Annotated in this window: 18 protein-coding genes; 8 read left to right on the forward strand and 10 right to left on the reverse strand. The window is 65.2% G+C overall.

The window, feature by feature from the left end:
• Positions 1-4: 4 nt before the first annotated feature.
• The 6 genes from AC1RWL_RS22340 to AC1RWL_RS22365 all read right to left on the reverse strand — a co-directional run bounded on the left by AC1RWL_RS22340 (position 5) and on the right by AC1RWL_RS22365 (position 5,361).
• Positions 5-1,375, reverse strand: coding sequence for an aminotransferase family protein (locus AC1RWL_RS22340; RefSeq protein ID WP_493096095.1), 1,371 nt, complete (start codon positions 1,373-1,375; stop codon positions 5-7).
• 29 nt (positions 1,376-1,404) lie between these two features.
• Positions 1,405-2,169: an amino acid ABC transporter ATP-binding protein gene (locus tag AC1RWL_RS22345; protein ID WP_493096094.1), complete on the reverse strand. Its 765-nt coding sequence runs from the start codon at positions 2,167-2,169 to the stop codon at positions 1,405-1,407.
• Positions 2,166-2,825 carry an amino acid ABC transporter permease gene (locus tag AC1RWL_RS22350; protein ID WP_493096093.1) on the reverse strand — a complete coding sequence of 220 codons (660 nt, stop codon included), beginning with the start codon at positions 2,823-2,825 and terminating at the stop codon, positions 2,166-2,168. The genes AC1RWL_RS22345 and AC1RWL_RS22350 overlap by 4 nt, the downstream gene beginning before the upstream one ends.
• Positions 2,826-2,828: 3 nt before the next feature.
• On the reverse strand, positions 2,829-3,479 hold the full coding sequence (locus AC1RWL_RS22355) for an amino acid ABC transporter permease (RefSeq protein WP_493096092.1): 651 nt from the start codon (positions 3,477-3,479) through the stop codon (positions 2,829-2,831).
• Positions 3,480-3,554: 75 nt separating this feature from the next.
• Positions 3,555-4,340: an ABC transporter substrate-binding protein gene (locus AC1RWL_RS22360; RefSeq protein ID WP_493096091.1), complete on the reverse strand. Its 786-nt coding sequence runs from the start codon at positions 4,338-4,340 to the stop codon at positions 3,555-3,557.
• Positions 4,341-4,434: 94 nt separating this feature from the next.
• Complete coding sequence (locus tag AC1RWL_RS22365; RefSeq protein ID WP_493096090.1) at positions 4,435-5,361, reverse strand: cation diffusion facilitator family transporter; 927 nt, start codon at positions 5,359-5,361, stop codon at positions 4,435-4,437.
• 239 nt (positions 5,362-5,600) lie between these two features.
• Here AC1RWL_RS22365 and AC1RWL_RS22370 point away from each other — a divergent pair, with 239 nt between their 5' ends.
• Both AC1RWL_RS22370 and AC1RWL_RS22375 read left to right on the forward strand, forming a co-directional pair.
• A complete protein-coding gene (locus AC1RWL_RS22370; protein ID WP_493096190.1) occupies positions 5,601-6,191 on the forward strand; it encodes an ankyrin repeat domain-containing protein in 591 nt (196 codons plus the stop codon).
• A gap of 72 nt (positions 6,192-6,263) precedes the next feature.
• Positions 6,264-7,100: a bifunctional allantoicase/(S)-ureidoglycine aminohydrolase gene (locus AC1RWL_RS22375; protein ID WP_439617670.1), complete on the forward strand. Its 837-nt coding sequence runs from the start codon at positions 6,264-6,266 to the stop codon at positions 7,098-7,100.
• 44 nt (positions 7,101-7,144) lie between these two features.
• On the opposite strand, the gene AC1RWL_RS22380 is transcribed toward AC1RWL_RS22375, so the two are convergent.
• Positions 7,145-8,332, reverse strand: coding sequence for a cyanate transporter (locus AC1RWL_RS22380; RefSeq protein ID WP_493096089.1), 1,188 nt, complete (start codon positions 8,330-8,332; stop codon positions 7,145-7,147).
• A gap of 137 nt (positions 8,333-8,469) precedes the next feature.
• Between AC1RWL_RS22380 and AC1RWL_RS22385 the strand changes: the two genes are divergently transcribed.
• Complete coding sequence (locus AC1RWL_RS22385; protein WP_493096088.1) at positions 8,470-9,333, forward strand: LysR family transcriptional regulator; 864 nt, start codon at positions 8,470-8,472, stop codon at positions 9,331-9,333.
• On the opposite strand, the gene AC1RWL_RS22390 is transcribed toward AC1RWL_RS22385, so the two are convergent.
• Positions 9,321-10,832, reverse strand: coding sequence for a malonate--CoA ligase (locus tag AC1RWL_RS22390; protein ID WP_493096087.1), 1,512 nt, complete (start codon positions 10,830-10,832; stop codon positions 9,321-9,323). The two genes, AC1RWL_RS22385 and AC1RWL_RS22390, sit on opposite strands and share 13 nt — an antisense overlap.
• 60 nt (positions 10,833-10,892) lie before the next feature.
• Positions 10,893-11,675, reverse strand: a complete 783-nt coding sequence (locus tag AC1RWL_RS22395) for an SDR family oxidoreductase (protein ID WP_493096086.1) — start codon at positions 11,673-11,675, stop codon at positions 10,893-10,895.
• Positions 11,676-11,813: 138 nt separating this feature from the next.
• On the opposite strand from AC1RWL_RS22395, the gene AC1RWL_RS22400 reads away from it, so the two are divergent.
• The 5 genes from AC1RWL_RS22400 (at position 11,814) to AC1RWL_RS22420 (ending at position 13,604) form a co-directional block, all read left to right on the forward strand.
• Positions 11,814-12,020, forward strand: coding sequence for a hypothetical protein (locus AC1RWL_RS22400; RefSeq protein ID WP_439617674.1), 207 nt, complete (start codon positions 11,814-11,816; stop codon positions 12,018-12,020).
• A gap of 15 nt (positions 12,021-12,035) precedes the next feature.
• Positions 12,036-12,428, forward strand: a complete 393-nt coding sequence (locus AC1RWL_RS22405) for a CBS domain-containing protein (RefSeq protein ID WP_493096085.1) — start codon at positions 12,036-12,038, stop codon at positions 12,426-12,428.
• On the forward strand, positions 12,425-12,691 hold the full coding sequence (locus tag AC1RWL_RS22410) for a DUF982 domain-containing protein (RefSeq protein WP_435266457.1): 267 nt from the start codon (positions 12,425-12,427) through the stop codon (positions 12,689-12,691). Before AC1RWL_RS22405 ends, AC1RWL_RS22410 begins: the two co-directional genes overlap by 4 nt.
• Positions 12,692-12,723: 32 nt before the next feature.
• Entirely contained in the window at positions 12,724-12,981 is a 258-nt protein-coding gene (locus AC1RWL_RS22415; RefSeq protein ID WP_439628973.1) for a DUF2934 domain-containing protein, read from the forward strand.
• Between the two features lie 62 nt (positions 12,982-13,043).
• Entirely contained in the window at positions 13,044-13,604 is a 561-nt protein-coding gene (locus AC1RWL_RS22420; RefSeq protein ID WP_493096084.1) for a type 1 glutamine amidotransferase domain-containing protein, read from the forward strand.
• A 25-nt stretch (positions 13,605-13,629) separates the two neighbouring features.
• Here AC1RWL_RS22420 and AC1RWL_RS22425 read toward each other — a convergent pair whose 3' ends face one another.
• Positions 13,630-14,688 carry a DNA topoisomerase IB gene (locus AC1RWL_RS22425; protein WP_493096083.1) on the reverse strand — a complete coding sequence of 353 codons (1,059 nt, stop codon included), beginning with the start codon at positions 14,686-14,688 and terminating at the stop codon, positions 13,630-13,632.
• Positions 14,689-14,692: the final 4 nt, after the last annotated feature.

Below are 14,692 nucleotides of genomic sequence, written 5' to 3' on the forward strand. Positions count from 1 at the left end.
CACCTTATTTGCGGATCGGCAGCGAGAGTTCGCCGGCAAGCTGGGCGAGTGTCGCGTCAAGGATCGCCACGATCTCGCCGACCTGCTCTTCCGTGGTGATCATCGGCGGGCAGACGAGGAAATGATCGCCCTCCACGCCGCCGCGCGTGCGTCGCGAATAGATGATCAGGCCGCGCTCATAGGCGATATCGACGACACGCTGGTGCGCCTCCAGCGCCTTCGGCAGCGGCGCCATGGTCTCCCGATCCGAGACGAATTCGGCAGCGAGCAACAGGCCCTTGCCGCGCACGTCGCCGATGAAGGGGTAGCGTTCCGCAAGCGCCTCCAGCTCGGACCGCAGCAGAGCGCCGATGCGGGTGGCGTTGCCGAGCAGATCCTGCCGCTCGATCTCGTCGAGCACGGCAAGCCCCGCCGCGCAGGCGAGCGGATTGCCGGCATAGGTGTAGCCATGGGCGAAGCCGCCGCGATCGAGCACGGGCTTGACCAGCCGCGAATGGGCGATCATCGCGCCGAGCGGGCAATAGCCGGCGCCGAGCCCCTTGGAGAGCGCGATGATATCCGGCCGGCAGCTCCAGTGGTCACCGCCGAGATAACGGCCGGTGCGGCCGGCCCCGCTCATCACCTCGTCATGGATCAGCAGGATGCCGTATTTGTCGCAGATCTCGCGGATGCGCGGATAATAGCTGTCGGGCGCGACCAGCGCGCCGGTGGAGGCGCCGCCGATCGGCTCCATGACGAAGGCGAGCACGCTTTCCGGCCCCTCCTCCAGGATCTTCTCCTCAAGAAGGTCCGCATAGCGCACGCCGCGTTCTTCCAACGAAAAGTTGTCGCGGTCGAGATAGGCGGTCGGCGCCTTGATGTGCGGCATGTCGCGCAGCATCGGCAGGAAGGGCTTTTTCAGCGCGTCATAGCCGGTGACGGCGAGCGCGCCGAGCGTCGAGCCGTGATAGGAGGGAAAGCGCGAGATGACCTTCCAGCGCTCCGGCTGGTCGGTCGCGAGCGCCCATTGCCGGGCGAGCTTCAGGCAGGATTCCACCGCTTCCGAGCCGCCGGAGACGAAGAACACCCGGTCGAGCCCTTCCGGCATATAGCCGGATAGGCGACGTGCCAGGTCTTCCGCCGGCTGGTTTTCGAAATGCAGGCGATAGGCGAAGGTCGCCTTGTCCATCTGCCGCTTCATGGCATCGAGCACGTTGCGGTTGGAATGGCCGATATTGACGACCATCGCCCCGCTCGACCCGTCGATGACCTTCCTTCCGTGTTCGTCCCAGATGTAGATGCCCTCCGCGCGGTCGGCGAGCGGCCGGCGCATGCGCGACTGGTAGAAGAGGTGCGATGCCGGGCGTTCGCCCGTCGATGTCGGTTGCTGGCTCATGATCGGTCCAATGGATTTTAATGCGGCATCTAGCCGTTGAGGAATTTCTTGAGGAAGCCGCGGGTGCGCTCCTGCGTCGGGTTGCGGAAGAGGTCTTCGGGCTTGCCCTCCTCCACCACCGCTCCGTCCGCCATGAAGATCACGCGGTCGGCGACTTCTGCGGCAAAGCGCATCTCGTGGGTGACGATCACCATGGTCATGTGCTCGGCCGCAAGCTGCTTCATGACGAGGTTGACCTCGTCCACCAGCTCCGGATCGAGCGCCGAGGTCGCCTCGTCGAACAGCATGACCTTCGGCTGCATGGCCAGCGCCCGGGCAATCGCCACGCGCTGTTTCTGGCCGCCGGAAAGCCGGGCCGGGAAGGCATCGATCTTGTCGGCGAGGCCCACCTTGTCGAGCATTTTCAGGGCAAGCCTGCGGGCTTCCGCCTTCGCCATGCCCTTCAGCTTGATGGGGGCGATGGTGATGTTTTCCAGCACGCTCAGATGCGGGAACAGGTTAAAATGCTGGAACACCATGCCCATCTGCTGTCGCACGCGGTTGATGTGGCGTTCGAAGGCGCGGCGGGGAAGCGTCTGGTTGACCTTCACGCCGTCCAGCCAGACCTCGCCGCCATCCAGCGTTTCGAGATGATTGATCGAGCGCAGCAGCGTGCTCTTGCCGGAGCCGCTCGGGCCGATGACGGCGACGATCTGCCCGCGCGCCACGCTGAAATCGATGCCCTTCAGCACCTCCAGCGGCCCGAAGAACTTTTTCGCCCCGCGCACCTCGATCATCGGACGGACATCGGTCATCGCGAAAGCTCCACTTTGCGTTCGATCCCGCGCAGGACGGCTTCGAGGACGAGATTGAGAATGTAGTAAAGGGCGGCGGCCGTCAGGTAGAATTCGAAGGGCCGGTAGGTCTCGCTGATGACGAGCTGCGCGCTGTGCACCAATTCGGCAATGCCGATCATCGAGACGATCGAGGATTCCTTCAGGAGCGCGATCATCATGTTGCCGACGGCCGGCACCGTGTTGCGCACCGCCTGCGGCACGACGATGTAGAAGCGTGTGCGCCAGGCGCCGAAACCGAGCGACCGCGCCGCCTCCGTCTGCCCCTTGTCGAGCGAGGCGATGCCGGCGCGAAAGATATCGGCATTGTAGACAGCGAAATGCAGGCTGAGGCCGATGATGCCCGACCAGATGGCCGGAATGTCGATGCCGATCTGCACGAGGCCGAAATAGATGAGGAAGAGCTGCAACAGCAGCGGCGTGCCCATGAAGAGCCACATGAAGAGGCGCAGCGGATAACGCACCACGGGCGAGGCATAGAGCACGAGCAGGGCAAAACCGATGCCGGCGATCACGCTCAACACGGCGGAGGCGGTGGAGATGACCACGGTCCACCACAGGCCCTTGCCGATCAGCGGCCAGTATTCCGGAACGATGCTGAAATCCAGTCCCTGCATGGCTCAGGCCTCCCCGGCATAGGCGCGGTCGAGACGGTCGATGATAACAGTCAGACCGTAGACCATGATCATGTAGAGCACCGCCGTCACGGCAAAAATCTCGAAGGGTTTGTAGGTGGAGCCGATGAAGCGCTGCGCCGTATAGGTCAGTTCGACGACGGAAATGGTGGCGACGAGCGCCGTGCCCTTGACCAGCGCCACGGCATTGACGCCGAGCGGCCGGATCATCAGCTTGGCGGCCTGCGGCAGCACGATCCAGCGCATGGATTGCCCCTCGGCGAAACCGAGCGAGCGCGCCGCCTCCATCTGCCCGCGATCGACCGAGAGCACGCCGCCGCGGATCGATTCCGCCATATAGGCGGCGATGTTCAGCCCCAGCGCGATGGCGCCCGCCGCTAAGGGCTCAAGCTGGATGCCGACCTGCGGCCCGCCGAAATAGAGCAGGAAGATCTGGATGAGCGCCGGCGTGCCGCGAAAGACGCTGACATAGGCCGTACCGAAGAACCGCAGGATCGCCACATGCGACAGGCGAAGCCCGGCGATCAGCGCCGCGACGGCGAGCCCGATGGCAAGCGAGATCAGGGAGAGTTCGACGGTCGTCCAGGCCGCCTGGACGAAGACAGGAATGATGCGGCCGACAAGAGCGATATCCATACGGACCCTCGGCAATCGGTGAGGCTGCCGGCGGGTGCGATCACGCGCCGGCCGGAGCCACCATTTCAAGGACGATCAGCGGATATCCGAGCCGACCCACTTCATGGCGATGGCTTCATAGGTGCCGTCGGCCATCATGTCGTCCAGTGCCTTCTGCATGGCGGCCTTCAGCTCCGGATTGCCCTTGCGGATGGCGATGCCGATCTTGTCCTCGGTGCCGGCAAATTCCGCGACGTCGAGCTTCACGACCTTCTCGCCGGTTTCCTTGACGGCGATCGAGACCGGCACGGCATCGACGATCATCGCCTGGATACGGCCGGCCTTCAGCTCGAGGAACAGTTCCGGCAGGCCCTTGTAGGTGCGGATTTCCCAGCCGCCGCGCTCGCGCGCCCATTTCTCGTGGGTTTCGCCGAGCGTCACGCCGATGGTCTTGTCCTTGAGGTCGTCGATGGACTTGATGTCGGAGCCTTCGGTCACGAAGACGCCGCGGCCTGACTTGTAATAGGGACCGACGAAATCGACGGCCTTTTCACGCTCCGGCGTGATGGTCATGCTGCCGATGACGGAATCGTATTTGCCGGCAAGCAGGCCGGCGATGATGCCGTCCCAGGCGGTGCTGACGCCGGCACCCTTCACGCCGAGGCGCTTGGCGATCTCGTTGCCGATATCGACATCGAAACCGACCACTTCGTTCTTGTCATCAACGAAGCTGAAGGGCGGATAGGCGCCGCTGTTGGCAAACCTGAACTCGCCGGCGGACTTGATGGTTGCGAGCTCATCCGCGCTTGCGGACAGCGGCAGTGCGACGGCGGAGAAGGCGAGGCCGGCGGCCACGGCATAGGACAGAATGGTCTTCAACATGATCGTTCCCCTTTTTGGCTCCAGGGAAGATCGGGCAGGATCATGCATTACACAAATAGATAGTCAAAATGCCAAGCATTCTGAAAAGGAATGATCAATCCGCCCATTCGGGATCGGTGGTGAAGGCGATGGTCAGCCAGCGATCCGGCCCCTCGTCGCCGATCGCGATGCCGATCTGGTCGCGGATCTCGTCCCATTCCTGCAGCTTCTTCGCCGGAAAATCCTCCGGCACGATGAAGAAGAGCTCGATCTGCCGGCCGCGGCCGACGCGCGCGACATAGGCACGGTAGGAGAGGAAGCCATGCTTCTCGACGATCGCCTGCGCCACCTTATCGACATGGCCCTTCAGGTCCGCCGGCGTGACCAGCAGGATGTCGGCGAGCGCCTGGCGGATCGTGTCGGCGGGGATGGGGATGATGACGAGGCAGACGAGCGCCAGCGCAACCGGGTCGATGTAGGGCGACAGCCATTCGTAAGGCGAGCCCTGGATCAGGTAGCCGAAGACGAAGGCGATGAGCAGCGCGGCGGTCAGCCCCGCGGACATCATCCAGGCCTTGGCGTCGAGCGCCACGAAATCCGACTTGATGGTGCGGTTCGCCCGGCTGCCGAGGATCGCCATGGCGATGGTGACCGTGAGCGTCACGACGGCGTAGATGATCGCCTGGTCGAAATCGAGCGGCCGGCCGCCCTCCATGATGCTGCCGATGGCGTTGATCAGCGCGTAGATCGCCGCACCCGTCAAAAGGATGCCGTTGAGGCCCAGCACCATCGGCTCCAGGTGCCAGAAGCCCATGGTGAAATGTTTGACGAGCCGGCCCTTGGCCGCGCCGCCGACGCCCGACGAGGCGATTAGGTTGGAGACGAGCAGGGCGAGCACGGTCATCGCCGCATCCGTCAGCGCATAGACACCGTCGAAGACGATGGCGAAGGAGCCGGAGAGAATGCCGAACAGGATGCCGAAGCCGGCCAGCAGGACCGTGACGGCGATAGAAATGCGCAGCAGCCCCTGTTCCGTCTTCATGGCTTCGCCTCTCCTTCATCGATACGGCAGGCCGCCCCGGGCCTTTTCCGCTTATAGCCGGCGGCAAGCGCGAATTCCATCTTCTGCATGATGTGGATTTACACATTTAATTTTCTAATGGCCTCGCCCCCTGCTAATTTCAGGCTCACAAACCAATGGGATAGCGCATGCTGAAACTTGCCCTGCTGTCGGCCTGGCTGTTCCTGGCAGCCTCTACCTTTCTTGCCGCGGGCTACGCCATGGATCTTTCTTTGCACAAGGCGGCCGCCGCCGATGATGCCGCGGAAATCGCGGCGCTTCTCGCCAAGGGCGCCGAGATCGATGCGCGGGACGGGAGCGGGGCGACCGCGTTGCTCGTCGCAACGCACGGCAACAAGGTGGACGCCGCCCGCGCGCTGATCGAGTCCGGCGCCGATGTGAACGCCAAGGATGACATTAACGACAGCCCCTATCTCTATGCCGGCGCGCGCGGCCATCTCGACATCCTCAAGCTGACGCTCGCCCACGGCGCCGACCTCAAGAGCATCAACCGCTATGGCGGCACCGCGCTCATTCCCGCCGCCGAGCGCGGCCATGTCGAGACGGTCGACACGCTGATCAAGGCGGGTGTCGACGTGGACCACATCAACCGGCTCGGCTGGACGGCGCTGCTGGAGGCGATCATCCTCGGCGATGGCGGGCCACGCCATGTGAAGATCGTCGGCCTGCTGCTGGATGCCGGCGCCAAGGTCGATCTCGCGGACAATGACGGCGTCACGCCGCTTCAGCATGCCCGCGGGCGCGGTTACGGAGAAATCGTCGCGCTGCTGGAAAAGGCGGGCGCGAAGTAACCAAAAACAAGGCGGCGGCGCAGACCGACGTCAGAAAATACTGGAAACACTCAAGACAAAGGGCCTGAGACGATGCAACGCAGCTACTATTCCTCCCTCGGCGGCCATCCGCCGCAGAGCGACCTCCTGACCGGACGCGCCGTCTTCACGGAGGCCTATGCGGTGATCCCCAAGGGGGTGATGCAGGACATCGTCACCAGCTTCCTGCCCTTCTGGAACGGCACGCGTCTCTGGGTGATCGCCCGCCCGCTCTCCGGCTTCGCCGAGACCTTTTCGCAATATGTCGTGGAAGTGGCGCCGGGCGGCGGCAGCGACCGGCCGGAGCAGGATGCGGGTGCCGAAGGCGTGCTCTTCGTCGTCGATGGCGAGGTGGAACTGACGCTGCCTTCCGGCAAGCACACGCTCCAGCCGGGCGGCTACGCCTTCCTGCCGCCGGGCCTGAAATGGTCGCTGCACAACCGCTCAGGTGCCCATGCCCGCTTCCACTGGATCCGCAAGGCCTATGAGGCCGTCGATGGCCTCGATCATCCCGAACCGCTGATCCTCAACGAGAAGGACATCAAGCCCTCGGAAATGCCCGGCACGAATGGCGGCTGGGCGACGACGCGCTTCGTCGATCCGAACGACCTGCGCCACGACATGCATGTGACGATCGTCACGCTGCAACCCGGCGCCGTCATTCCCTTCGCGGAAACCCATGTCATGGAGCACGGCCTCTATGTGCTTGAGGGCAAGGCCGTCTACCGGCTCAACCAGGATTGGGTGGAAGTGGAGGCCGGCGATTTCATGTGGCTGCGGGCCTTCTGCCCGCAGGCCTGCTATGCCGGCGGCCCCGGCCCGTTCCGCTACCTGCTCTACAAGGACGTCAACCGCCACATGACGCTGCGCCCCTTCGGCGCGCGCCGCTAAGCCCCGATAGAACTCGCGCCCGAAAACGGCGCGGGTTTTCTCGTTCAGCCGGAAGCGGGCATCGCCGCCGGATAGTGCCGAGGATCGAAGCGCAGGTAGAGCAGCGCCGTGACGAGCACGCAACCGAGATGCAGCGCCCAGCCAGCGGCAAAGCCGCCGGTCCAGTCATGCAGTAGGGCCATGGCATAGGGACCGATCGCGGCGATCAGGAAACCGCCGCCCTGCATCAAGGCGGCAAGTGAGCCAGCCTGTTCGGGGCGCGGCAAATGGTCGAGCGCGGTGACGATGGCGAGCGCGAAACTGCCGCCGAGGCCGGCGCCGCAAAGCCCGGCCCAAACAGCCGGCGCCATGGCGGGAAAGCTTGCAAGGCCGAAGAAACCAATGGCCTGGAAGGCGATCGTCAGCCACAGCCAGCGGCGGCGATCGACATTGCCGCGGGCGAGGATGGGCAGGCCGAGTGCGGCGGCGGCCTGACAGGCGGCCATGACGGCAACGAGGCCGCTGCTATCGGTACTCGTCCAGCCCTGCGCCTGGTAATAGGGCGCAAGCCAGGCGATCATCGAGGTATAACCCGCATTGATCAGCCCGAAGGCTGCCATCAGCACCCAGGTGCGCGGCCGCCGCAGTAATTGGCGGGTAAGCGTGCCGTCGGGCTTGTCCGACTGCACATCGGAGAGGACACGCCAGGAAGCGGCCAGCGCGATTGCCACCGGCAGCGCCAACCAGGCAAGCGCCGCGCGCCAGCCATAGCCGGCATGCACCAGCACCGGCATCAGCCGAGCGCCAAAAGCGCCGCCGGCCATGATCATCGCGGAATAGAGGCCGGTGACGACAGGCACATGCGCCGGGAAGCGCGCCTTGATGATGCCCGGAAAGGCCGCCTGGATGAAGGCAACGCCCATGCCGGAGAGTGCGGCCGTGAGGATCAGCGACGCGCCGTCCCACACAACGAGGCGCAGTGCCGAGCCGGCGAGCAGGATGAAGAGCGCGATGAGCAGGCCGCGGCGCGCGCCGAGCTTCATCTGAAGGCCGGGCGCCACGAAGGCGCCAAGCCCCATCAGGAACATCGGCAGCAGCGTCAGCATGGCGATGCCGCCATAACCCAATCCGGTATCCGCGACGATTTCCGCCAGGATCGGCGCCGGCGCGGCAAGGAAGGGCCGCAGGTTGAGGCCGATCAGGACGACCAGTGCGAGCATGGCCCAATCGCGTCCGGCATGCGTATCCGTCATGGTTCGACTTTCGTGCTGAAAATGCTTGTCCCGGCGACGAGGGTGCCGCCGATCATGGCCTATCGCTAGCACCGGCTTGAATCATGCGCAAATTAGATGTTTAGATAGCGACTATTCCGTTTTCCAATGGAGATGCCGTGCTCGATCCGCGTTTGCTCCGGGCCTTCGTGGCGATCGCCGATGCCGGCAGTTTCACGGCGGCCGCCGACCGCCTGCACATGACCCAATCGACGATGAGCCAGCAGATCGCCCGGCTGGAGGAAGCGATCGGCCGCGATCTCGTCGATCGCGCCGCGCGGCCCGTGCGCCTGACGGTGACGGGCGAGCGCCTGCTCGGCCACGCCCGGCGCATCCTGGCGCTTCAGACCGAGGCGCTGACGCTGGTCGCCGAAACCTCCGGCACCACTTCCGTCAGGATCGGCATGCCGGACGATATCGCCACACCGGAAATGGCCCATGCCTTCGCGGCCTTCGCCAAGCGCCACAAGGAGGCCCGCCTCGACGTTACCACGGGGCTGCGCTCGGACCTCACGCGACGCTACCGTTCCGGCGAGCTCGACATCGTCGTGCTGAAGGAGGACGTGCCGAGTTCCGACGCGTGGGCGAGCTTCGAGGAGCCGATCGCCTGGTTCACGGCGCTGGATGCGGCAAGCGACCTGCCCGATCCGACCCCGCTCGTCACCTTCCCGCCTGGCGGGCTCTATCGTGACGCCATGTTCGAGCGCATGGAGCGCGAGCGGCGGCGCTGGTATGTCGCCTTCACCTCCGCGAGCCTGCGCAACGTGCTGATGGCGATCGAGGCGGGTCTTGGCCTGTCGCTGCTGCCGGTCGATTCGGCGAAGGGATGGCGGGTGAAGCCGCTCGCCGAATTCGCGCCGGAACCGCCGGTCGTGGCCTCGCTCTATTCCTGGGAGCGCGGCGGCATCGTCGGGGAACTGGCAAGCGAGGTGCTCGACATCCTCAAGCGGCATTTCGCGCCGGAGCGGCGTCAGGCCTTGTAGAGCTCCGCATAGGTGTCGCGCAAAACATTCTTCTGCACCTTGCCCATCGTGTTGCGCGGCAGGTCGTCGACGAAGAGCACGCGCTTCGGCTGCTTGTAGCGCGCCAGCCGGTCCTTCAGCCCGTCGAGCACCGCCCTTTCGTCGAGCGCCGCGCCCTTCTTCAGCACCACGACGGCCGTCACGCCCTCACCGAAATCCGGATGCGGCACGCCGATGACCGCACTCTCGATGACGCCCAGCATACCATCGATCTCGGTCTCCACTTCCTTGGGATAGATGTTGTAGCCGCCGGAAATCACGAGATCCTTGCCGCGCCCGACGATGTGCACGTAGCCGCGCTCGTCGACCTTGCCGAGGTCGCCGGTGATGAAAAAGCCGTCCGTGCGGAATTCCGCGGCGGTCTTTTCCGGCATGCGCCAATAGCCCTTGAAGACGTTCGGGCCTTTCACCTCGATCATGCCCGTCTCGCCGTCCGCCAGGGGTTTTCCGGTCTCCGGCTCGGTGACGCGCAGCGAAACGCCGGGCAGCGGGAAGCCCACCGTGCCGGCGACACGATCGCCGTCATAGGGGTTGGAGGTGTTCATGTTCGTCTCGGTCATGCCGTAACGTTCGAGGATGGCATGACCCGTCTTTTCCGAAAAGCTGCGATGGGTTTCCGCAAGCAGCGGCGCGGAGCCGGAGACGAAGAGGCGCATGCCGGCGGTCGCCTCCCGCGTCAGGCCGGCATGTTGCACGAGCCGGACGTAGAAGGTCGGCACGCCCATCATCACCGTGGCGTTTTCCATCAGCCCGAGCACCTCGTCGGCGTCGAATTTCGGCAGCAGGATCATAGAGGCGCCGGAGAGCAGCGTGACATTCGAGGCGACGAACAGGCCATGCGTGTGGAAGATCGGCAGCGCATGGATCAGCCGGTCGGCGCTGGTGAAACGCCAATGCTCACTGAGCGTCAGGGCATTCGAGAGCAGGTTGTCATGCGTCAGCATGGCGCCCTTGGAGCGGCCGGTCGTGCCGGAGGTGTAGAGGATCGCCGCGAGATCGTCGGCCCCGCGCTCCGCATCGGCAAAATCCGCTTCCTCACCCCCGGCCCGTTGGATCAGGCTGCCGCCGCCGATCGCATCGAGCGTCTCGACCGTGCTGCCATAGGCCTCGGCGACCGCCGTGACGCCACCCACGGATTTCGGGTCGACGACCACGAGCCGCGGCTCGGCATCACCGATGAAATAGTCGAGTTCCGTCAGCGTATAGGCCGTGTTGAGCGGCAGGTAGACCGCGCCGGCCCGCACGCAGGCGAGGTAGAGCATCAGCGCCTCCGGGCTCTTTTCCACCTGCACCGCGACGCGGTCACCCGGCTGCACGCCGAGGCCCACGAGCGCTGCGGCCAGCCGGCCGGAAAACGCGATCATCTCGCCATAGGTCCAGCGCCGCCCCTCGGCGGTTTCGATGAAGACGGCCTCCGGTGTTGCGGCGGCGCGGATCGCGTCGAAAAGATGATTGCCCATGGTGACCTCCTGCACTGTTTTCCCGCACCTTGCACAAGGTCGGCGGGGAACGCCAGAGGGTCAGCGCAACAGGCCCTGCCCGCCGTCGATCCACAGCGGAATGCCGGTAATGTGGCGGGCCTTCGAGGAGGCGAGGAAGAGGATGGCGTCGGCCACCTCGTCGGCCGTTCCGGGCTTGCCGTCGGAGACGGGAATGTCGCCCTCCGGCCAGACGACGGGAATGCCGGATTCGCCGGCACCGCGCTGCTTGGTGTTTTCGTCGATGCTCGTTTCGATCGCGCCGGGGCAGACGGCCGTGACGCGGATGCGCGCCTTGCCGAGCTCCAGCGCGAGCTGCTGCACCATGGCAAGCTGTGCTGCCTTGGTCGCGGCATAGGCGGTGGCGCCGGGCGTGGAGAAGGTGCGCGTGCCGTTGATTGAGGAGACGACGACGATGGCACCCTCGCCCGCCTTTTTCAGGAAGGGTACGGTCAGGTGCAGCGTCAGATAGGTGCCGCGCAGGTTGACGGCGATCGTCTCGTCCCACTCCGCGGGCTTCAGGTCGTCGATCGGCGCCCAGACGCCATTGATGCCGGCATTGGCGATGACGACGTCGAGGCTGCCGAAGGTGTCGACGAGCTGTTCCACGGCGCCGCGCATCGAGGCCTCGTCCGTCACATCCGCCGCAAGCGCAAGGCCAGCGCCGCCGAGTGCCAGGATTTCCTTCGCGACGGCCTCGACCTCTTCCGCGGTACGGCTCAGCACGCCGACGCTGGCGCCATGGCGAGCGAAGGCCAGAGCCGTGGCCTTGCCGATCCCCGATCCGGCACCGGTGACGAGGGCGACCTTTCCTGCAAACAGCATGGGCAACTTCCTCTTCGTTATGCCGGTTCGGCTCGACAACAATGCCCGGGAGACACGTCGGTTCCCCGGTTTTTTGGGAACCAAGCCGCAGCACCCGCGTTTGGTCAGCAGTCGAAGCCCGTTCGCAGGAGTGTACCCGTGCGCCAGAAGAAGAAGCCGCTAGCCCGCAAACCCGCTGAAACCCCGGACGCCGACCTTCGCAACACCCGCAAACGCCGCAATTCCTGGGAGCCGCAGGTCATCGTGCCGCAGCAGGTCGATCTGCCGCTTCGCCAGCCGGAGCGGGACGAGGTGGTCGTGCCCGCCGCGCCGAACGGCCGCAGCCTCATCAACGGACGGCTTTGAAGGGGACTGACCAAGATGCTTGTCAAGGACGTGATGTCCGCCCAGATCGTCACCGTCTCCCCCAATGACACCGCACAATCGGCAGCCCGGCTGATGGCCGAAACCGAAGTGGGCGCGCTTCCGGTCGAAGTGCCGGGCGTGGGCGCCATCGTCGGCATCATCACCGATCGCGATATCGTCGTGTCGGTCCTGGCGCGGGGACATTCCACCTCCACCGCCATTGCGGAATTCATGACCGTGTCGCCTGAGCTGTGTAACGAGAAGGACGACACGGAAACGGTGGCGGCCCGCATGCGCGAACTCGGCGTGCGCCGCCTCGTGGTGGTGAACGACGACCGGCGTGTCGTCGGCATCGTCAGCCTTGTCGATATTCCGGCCGAAACCCAGAGAGCGGAGGGCCAGCAATGACCATTTTTGCAACCGACCGGCTGTGGGACGAGGCGGTCGTGCTCGAGGGCGACCAGCAGGTCCTACGCGTGCAAAGCACGCGCGACGCCCTGCTCTGCATAAAGAACCATTGGCCGATCAAGGACGGACCTGCGGCACTGACGGCGAAAAGCGTCTGCGAGCAGGGGCTGGCAAGCGACGACGACCCGGCCTTCGCGCGCCGGGCCTTTATCGAGGCCGCCAAGGAGGCCGGCTTCCGCGTGAACTCATGGACGGCGGCATAGACCGCTGCCACTTGTCGAAGGGACATATCATCGTGAACGACGAACGCCAGGAATGGATCAGCAAGCGTGCCTATGGCCTGTGGGAGGCGGAAGGCCGCCCGCAGGGCAAGGATGGCGACCATTGGGAACAGGCGGCGCGCGAACGCGCCGACCTCGAAAAGGTCGCGCTGCCCGAACATGCCGCAAGACACAATTCGCATGAGGCGGACGAAGCGACCCGCGCCGCCGTCGACCTCACCCGCCAATCGCTGCCCGAAGACAGCGACGAGGAATCTTCGCTCCGCCACTGAGGCGGCGGCGAAGGCATTCCGCAAAGCCCCGATGGGGCACCACACATGAGAAAGGATAAGCCATGCCCTCCATCAAGGAAGCACGCGTACTCATTCTCGCCACCGACGGCTACGAGCGCTCCGAACTGCGCGTGCCGCTGGATGAACTGAAAAAACGCGGCGCGGCGGTGAAGATCGCCTCGCTGGAAAAGCGCCCGATCAAGAGTTGGGACGAGAAGGACTGGGGCGATACGGTCGACGTCGACCTGACCGCGGAGGAAGTTTCCTCGAAGGATTTCGACGCGCTCGTGCTGCCCGGCGGGCAGATCAACCCGGATCTCCTGCGCGCCGACGAGAAGGCGATGCGTGTCGTCAAGGACTTCCTGGCTTCGGGCAAGGTGGTGGCGGCGATCTGCCATGCGCCCTGGCTGCTCGTCGAGGCGGATGCGCTGCGTGGCCGCAAGGCGACCTCCTATGCCTCGATCCGTACGGACCTCGTCAATGCGGGGGCGGACTGGCGCGACGAGAAGGTGGTGACCGACAAGGGCATCATCACCTCGCGCTCGCCGGAGGATCTCGACGCCTTCGTCGCGAAGATCGTCGAGGAAATCGAGGAAGGCCGGCACGAACGCCGCGCGGCCTGAGATCATCTAACCGCTGAAGCGCCGGCTATGCGTCCTGCATGGCCGGCGTTTTCTTGCGCGCACGGCGGCGTGCATTGCGGCGGCTTTCGAGGAAGCGCAGCAGGCGTTCCTCCTCCGCCCGCAATCCGGTGATGGCGAGTGACGGGAAGCGTAGCGCCAGGCGCAAGGCCTCGGGCGCTTCGGCGAGCGCGATGATATCGGGATGAATGTAGCTCGACCGGGCGATGGCCGGCGTGTTGTGCAGCGTGTCCGCCGCCGCCTGCGCCATGCCCTTGATCGTCGGGCGGCCGTCCTCCTCGACCGCATGGCGCGCCATGGCGAAGGCGGCAAGGCTGCCGGCCCAGGTGCGGAAGGTCTTGGCGGAAACGGCAATGCCGGAAATATCGGCGAGATACAGGTTGAGCCGGCCGGAATCGATCGGCCGCACGAGATCCGTGTCGTCCTTCCAGACGAAGAGCTGGCGGCCCGGCAGGTCGGCGCAATCTTCCAGCAGGCGCTGGAGGCGGGGATGTTTCAGCGTTCGCTGCACACGCTTGCCGCCCTTGGCATTGAAGCGCAGTTCGATTTGCCCCTCGGCAAGCCGGACATGGCGTTTGAGCAAGGTCGTCGCGCCATAGGTCTTGTTTTCCACCGCATAGGCCCTGTTGCCGACGCGAAGCTGCGCCTCGTCGAGCAGCACGGTGATGGCCGCCAGCATCGTATCGACCGTGCCGGGTGCGCCATCGAGATCGCGCCGCACCGCGCGCCTGAGTTTCGGCAGCGCGCGGCCGAAGGCGATCAACTGGTCGAACTTGTCGCCGCTTTTCAGCGCCTGCCAGTCGGGGTGGTAGCGGTATTGTTTTCGCCCGCGCGCGTCGAAACCGGTCGCCTGCAGGTGACCGTGCTCGTCGATGCAGATCCAGACATTCTGATAGGCCGGCGGCAGGCCGAGCGCGGCGATGCGCGCCTTCAGCGCCGCATCGCGCACCAGCGAACCGTCCGGCAGGCGATAACAGAAGCTGCGGCCGGCGCGCTGGCGCCGGATTCCGGGCTCGCTGTCGGAGACATAGACGAGACCGGTCTCTTTGAGGTTGTCCGGCGCCATGTTT

Source organism: Shinella sp. GW821-FHT10F02 (genome assembly GCF_058809275.1).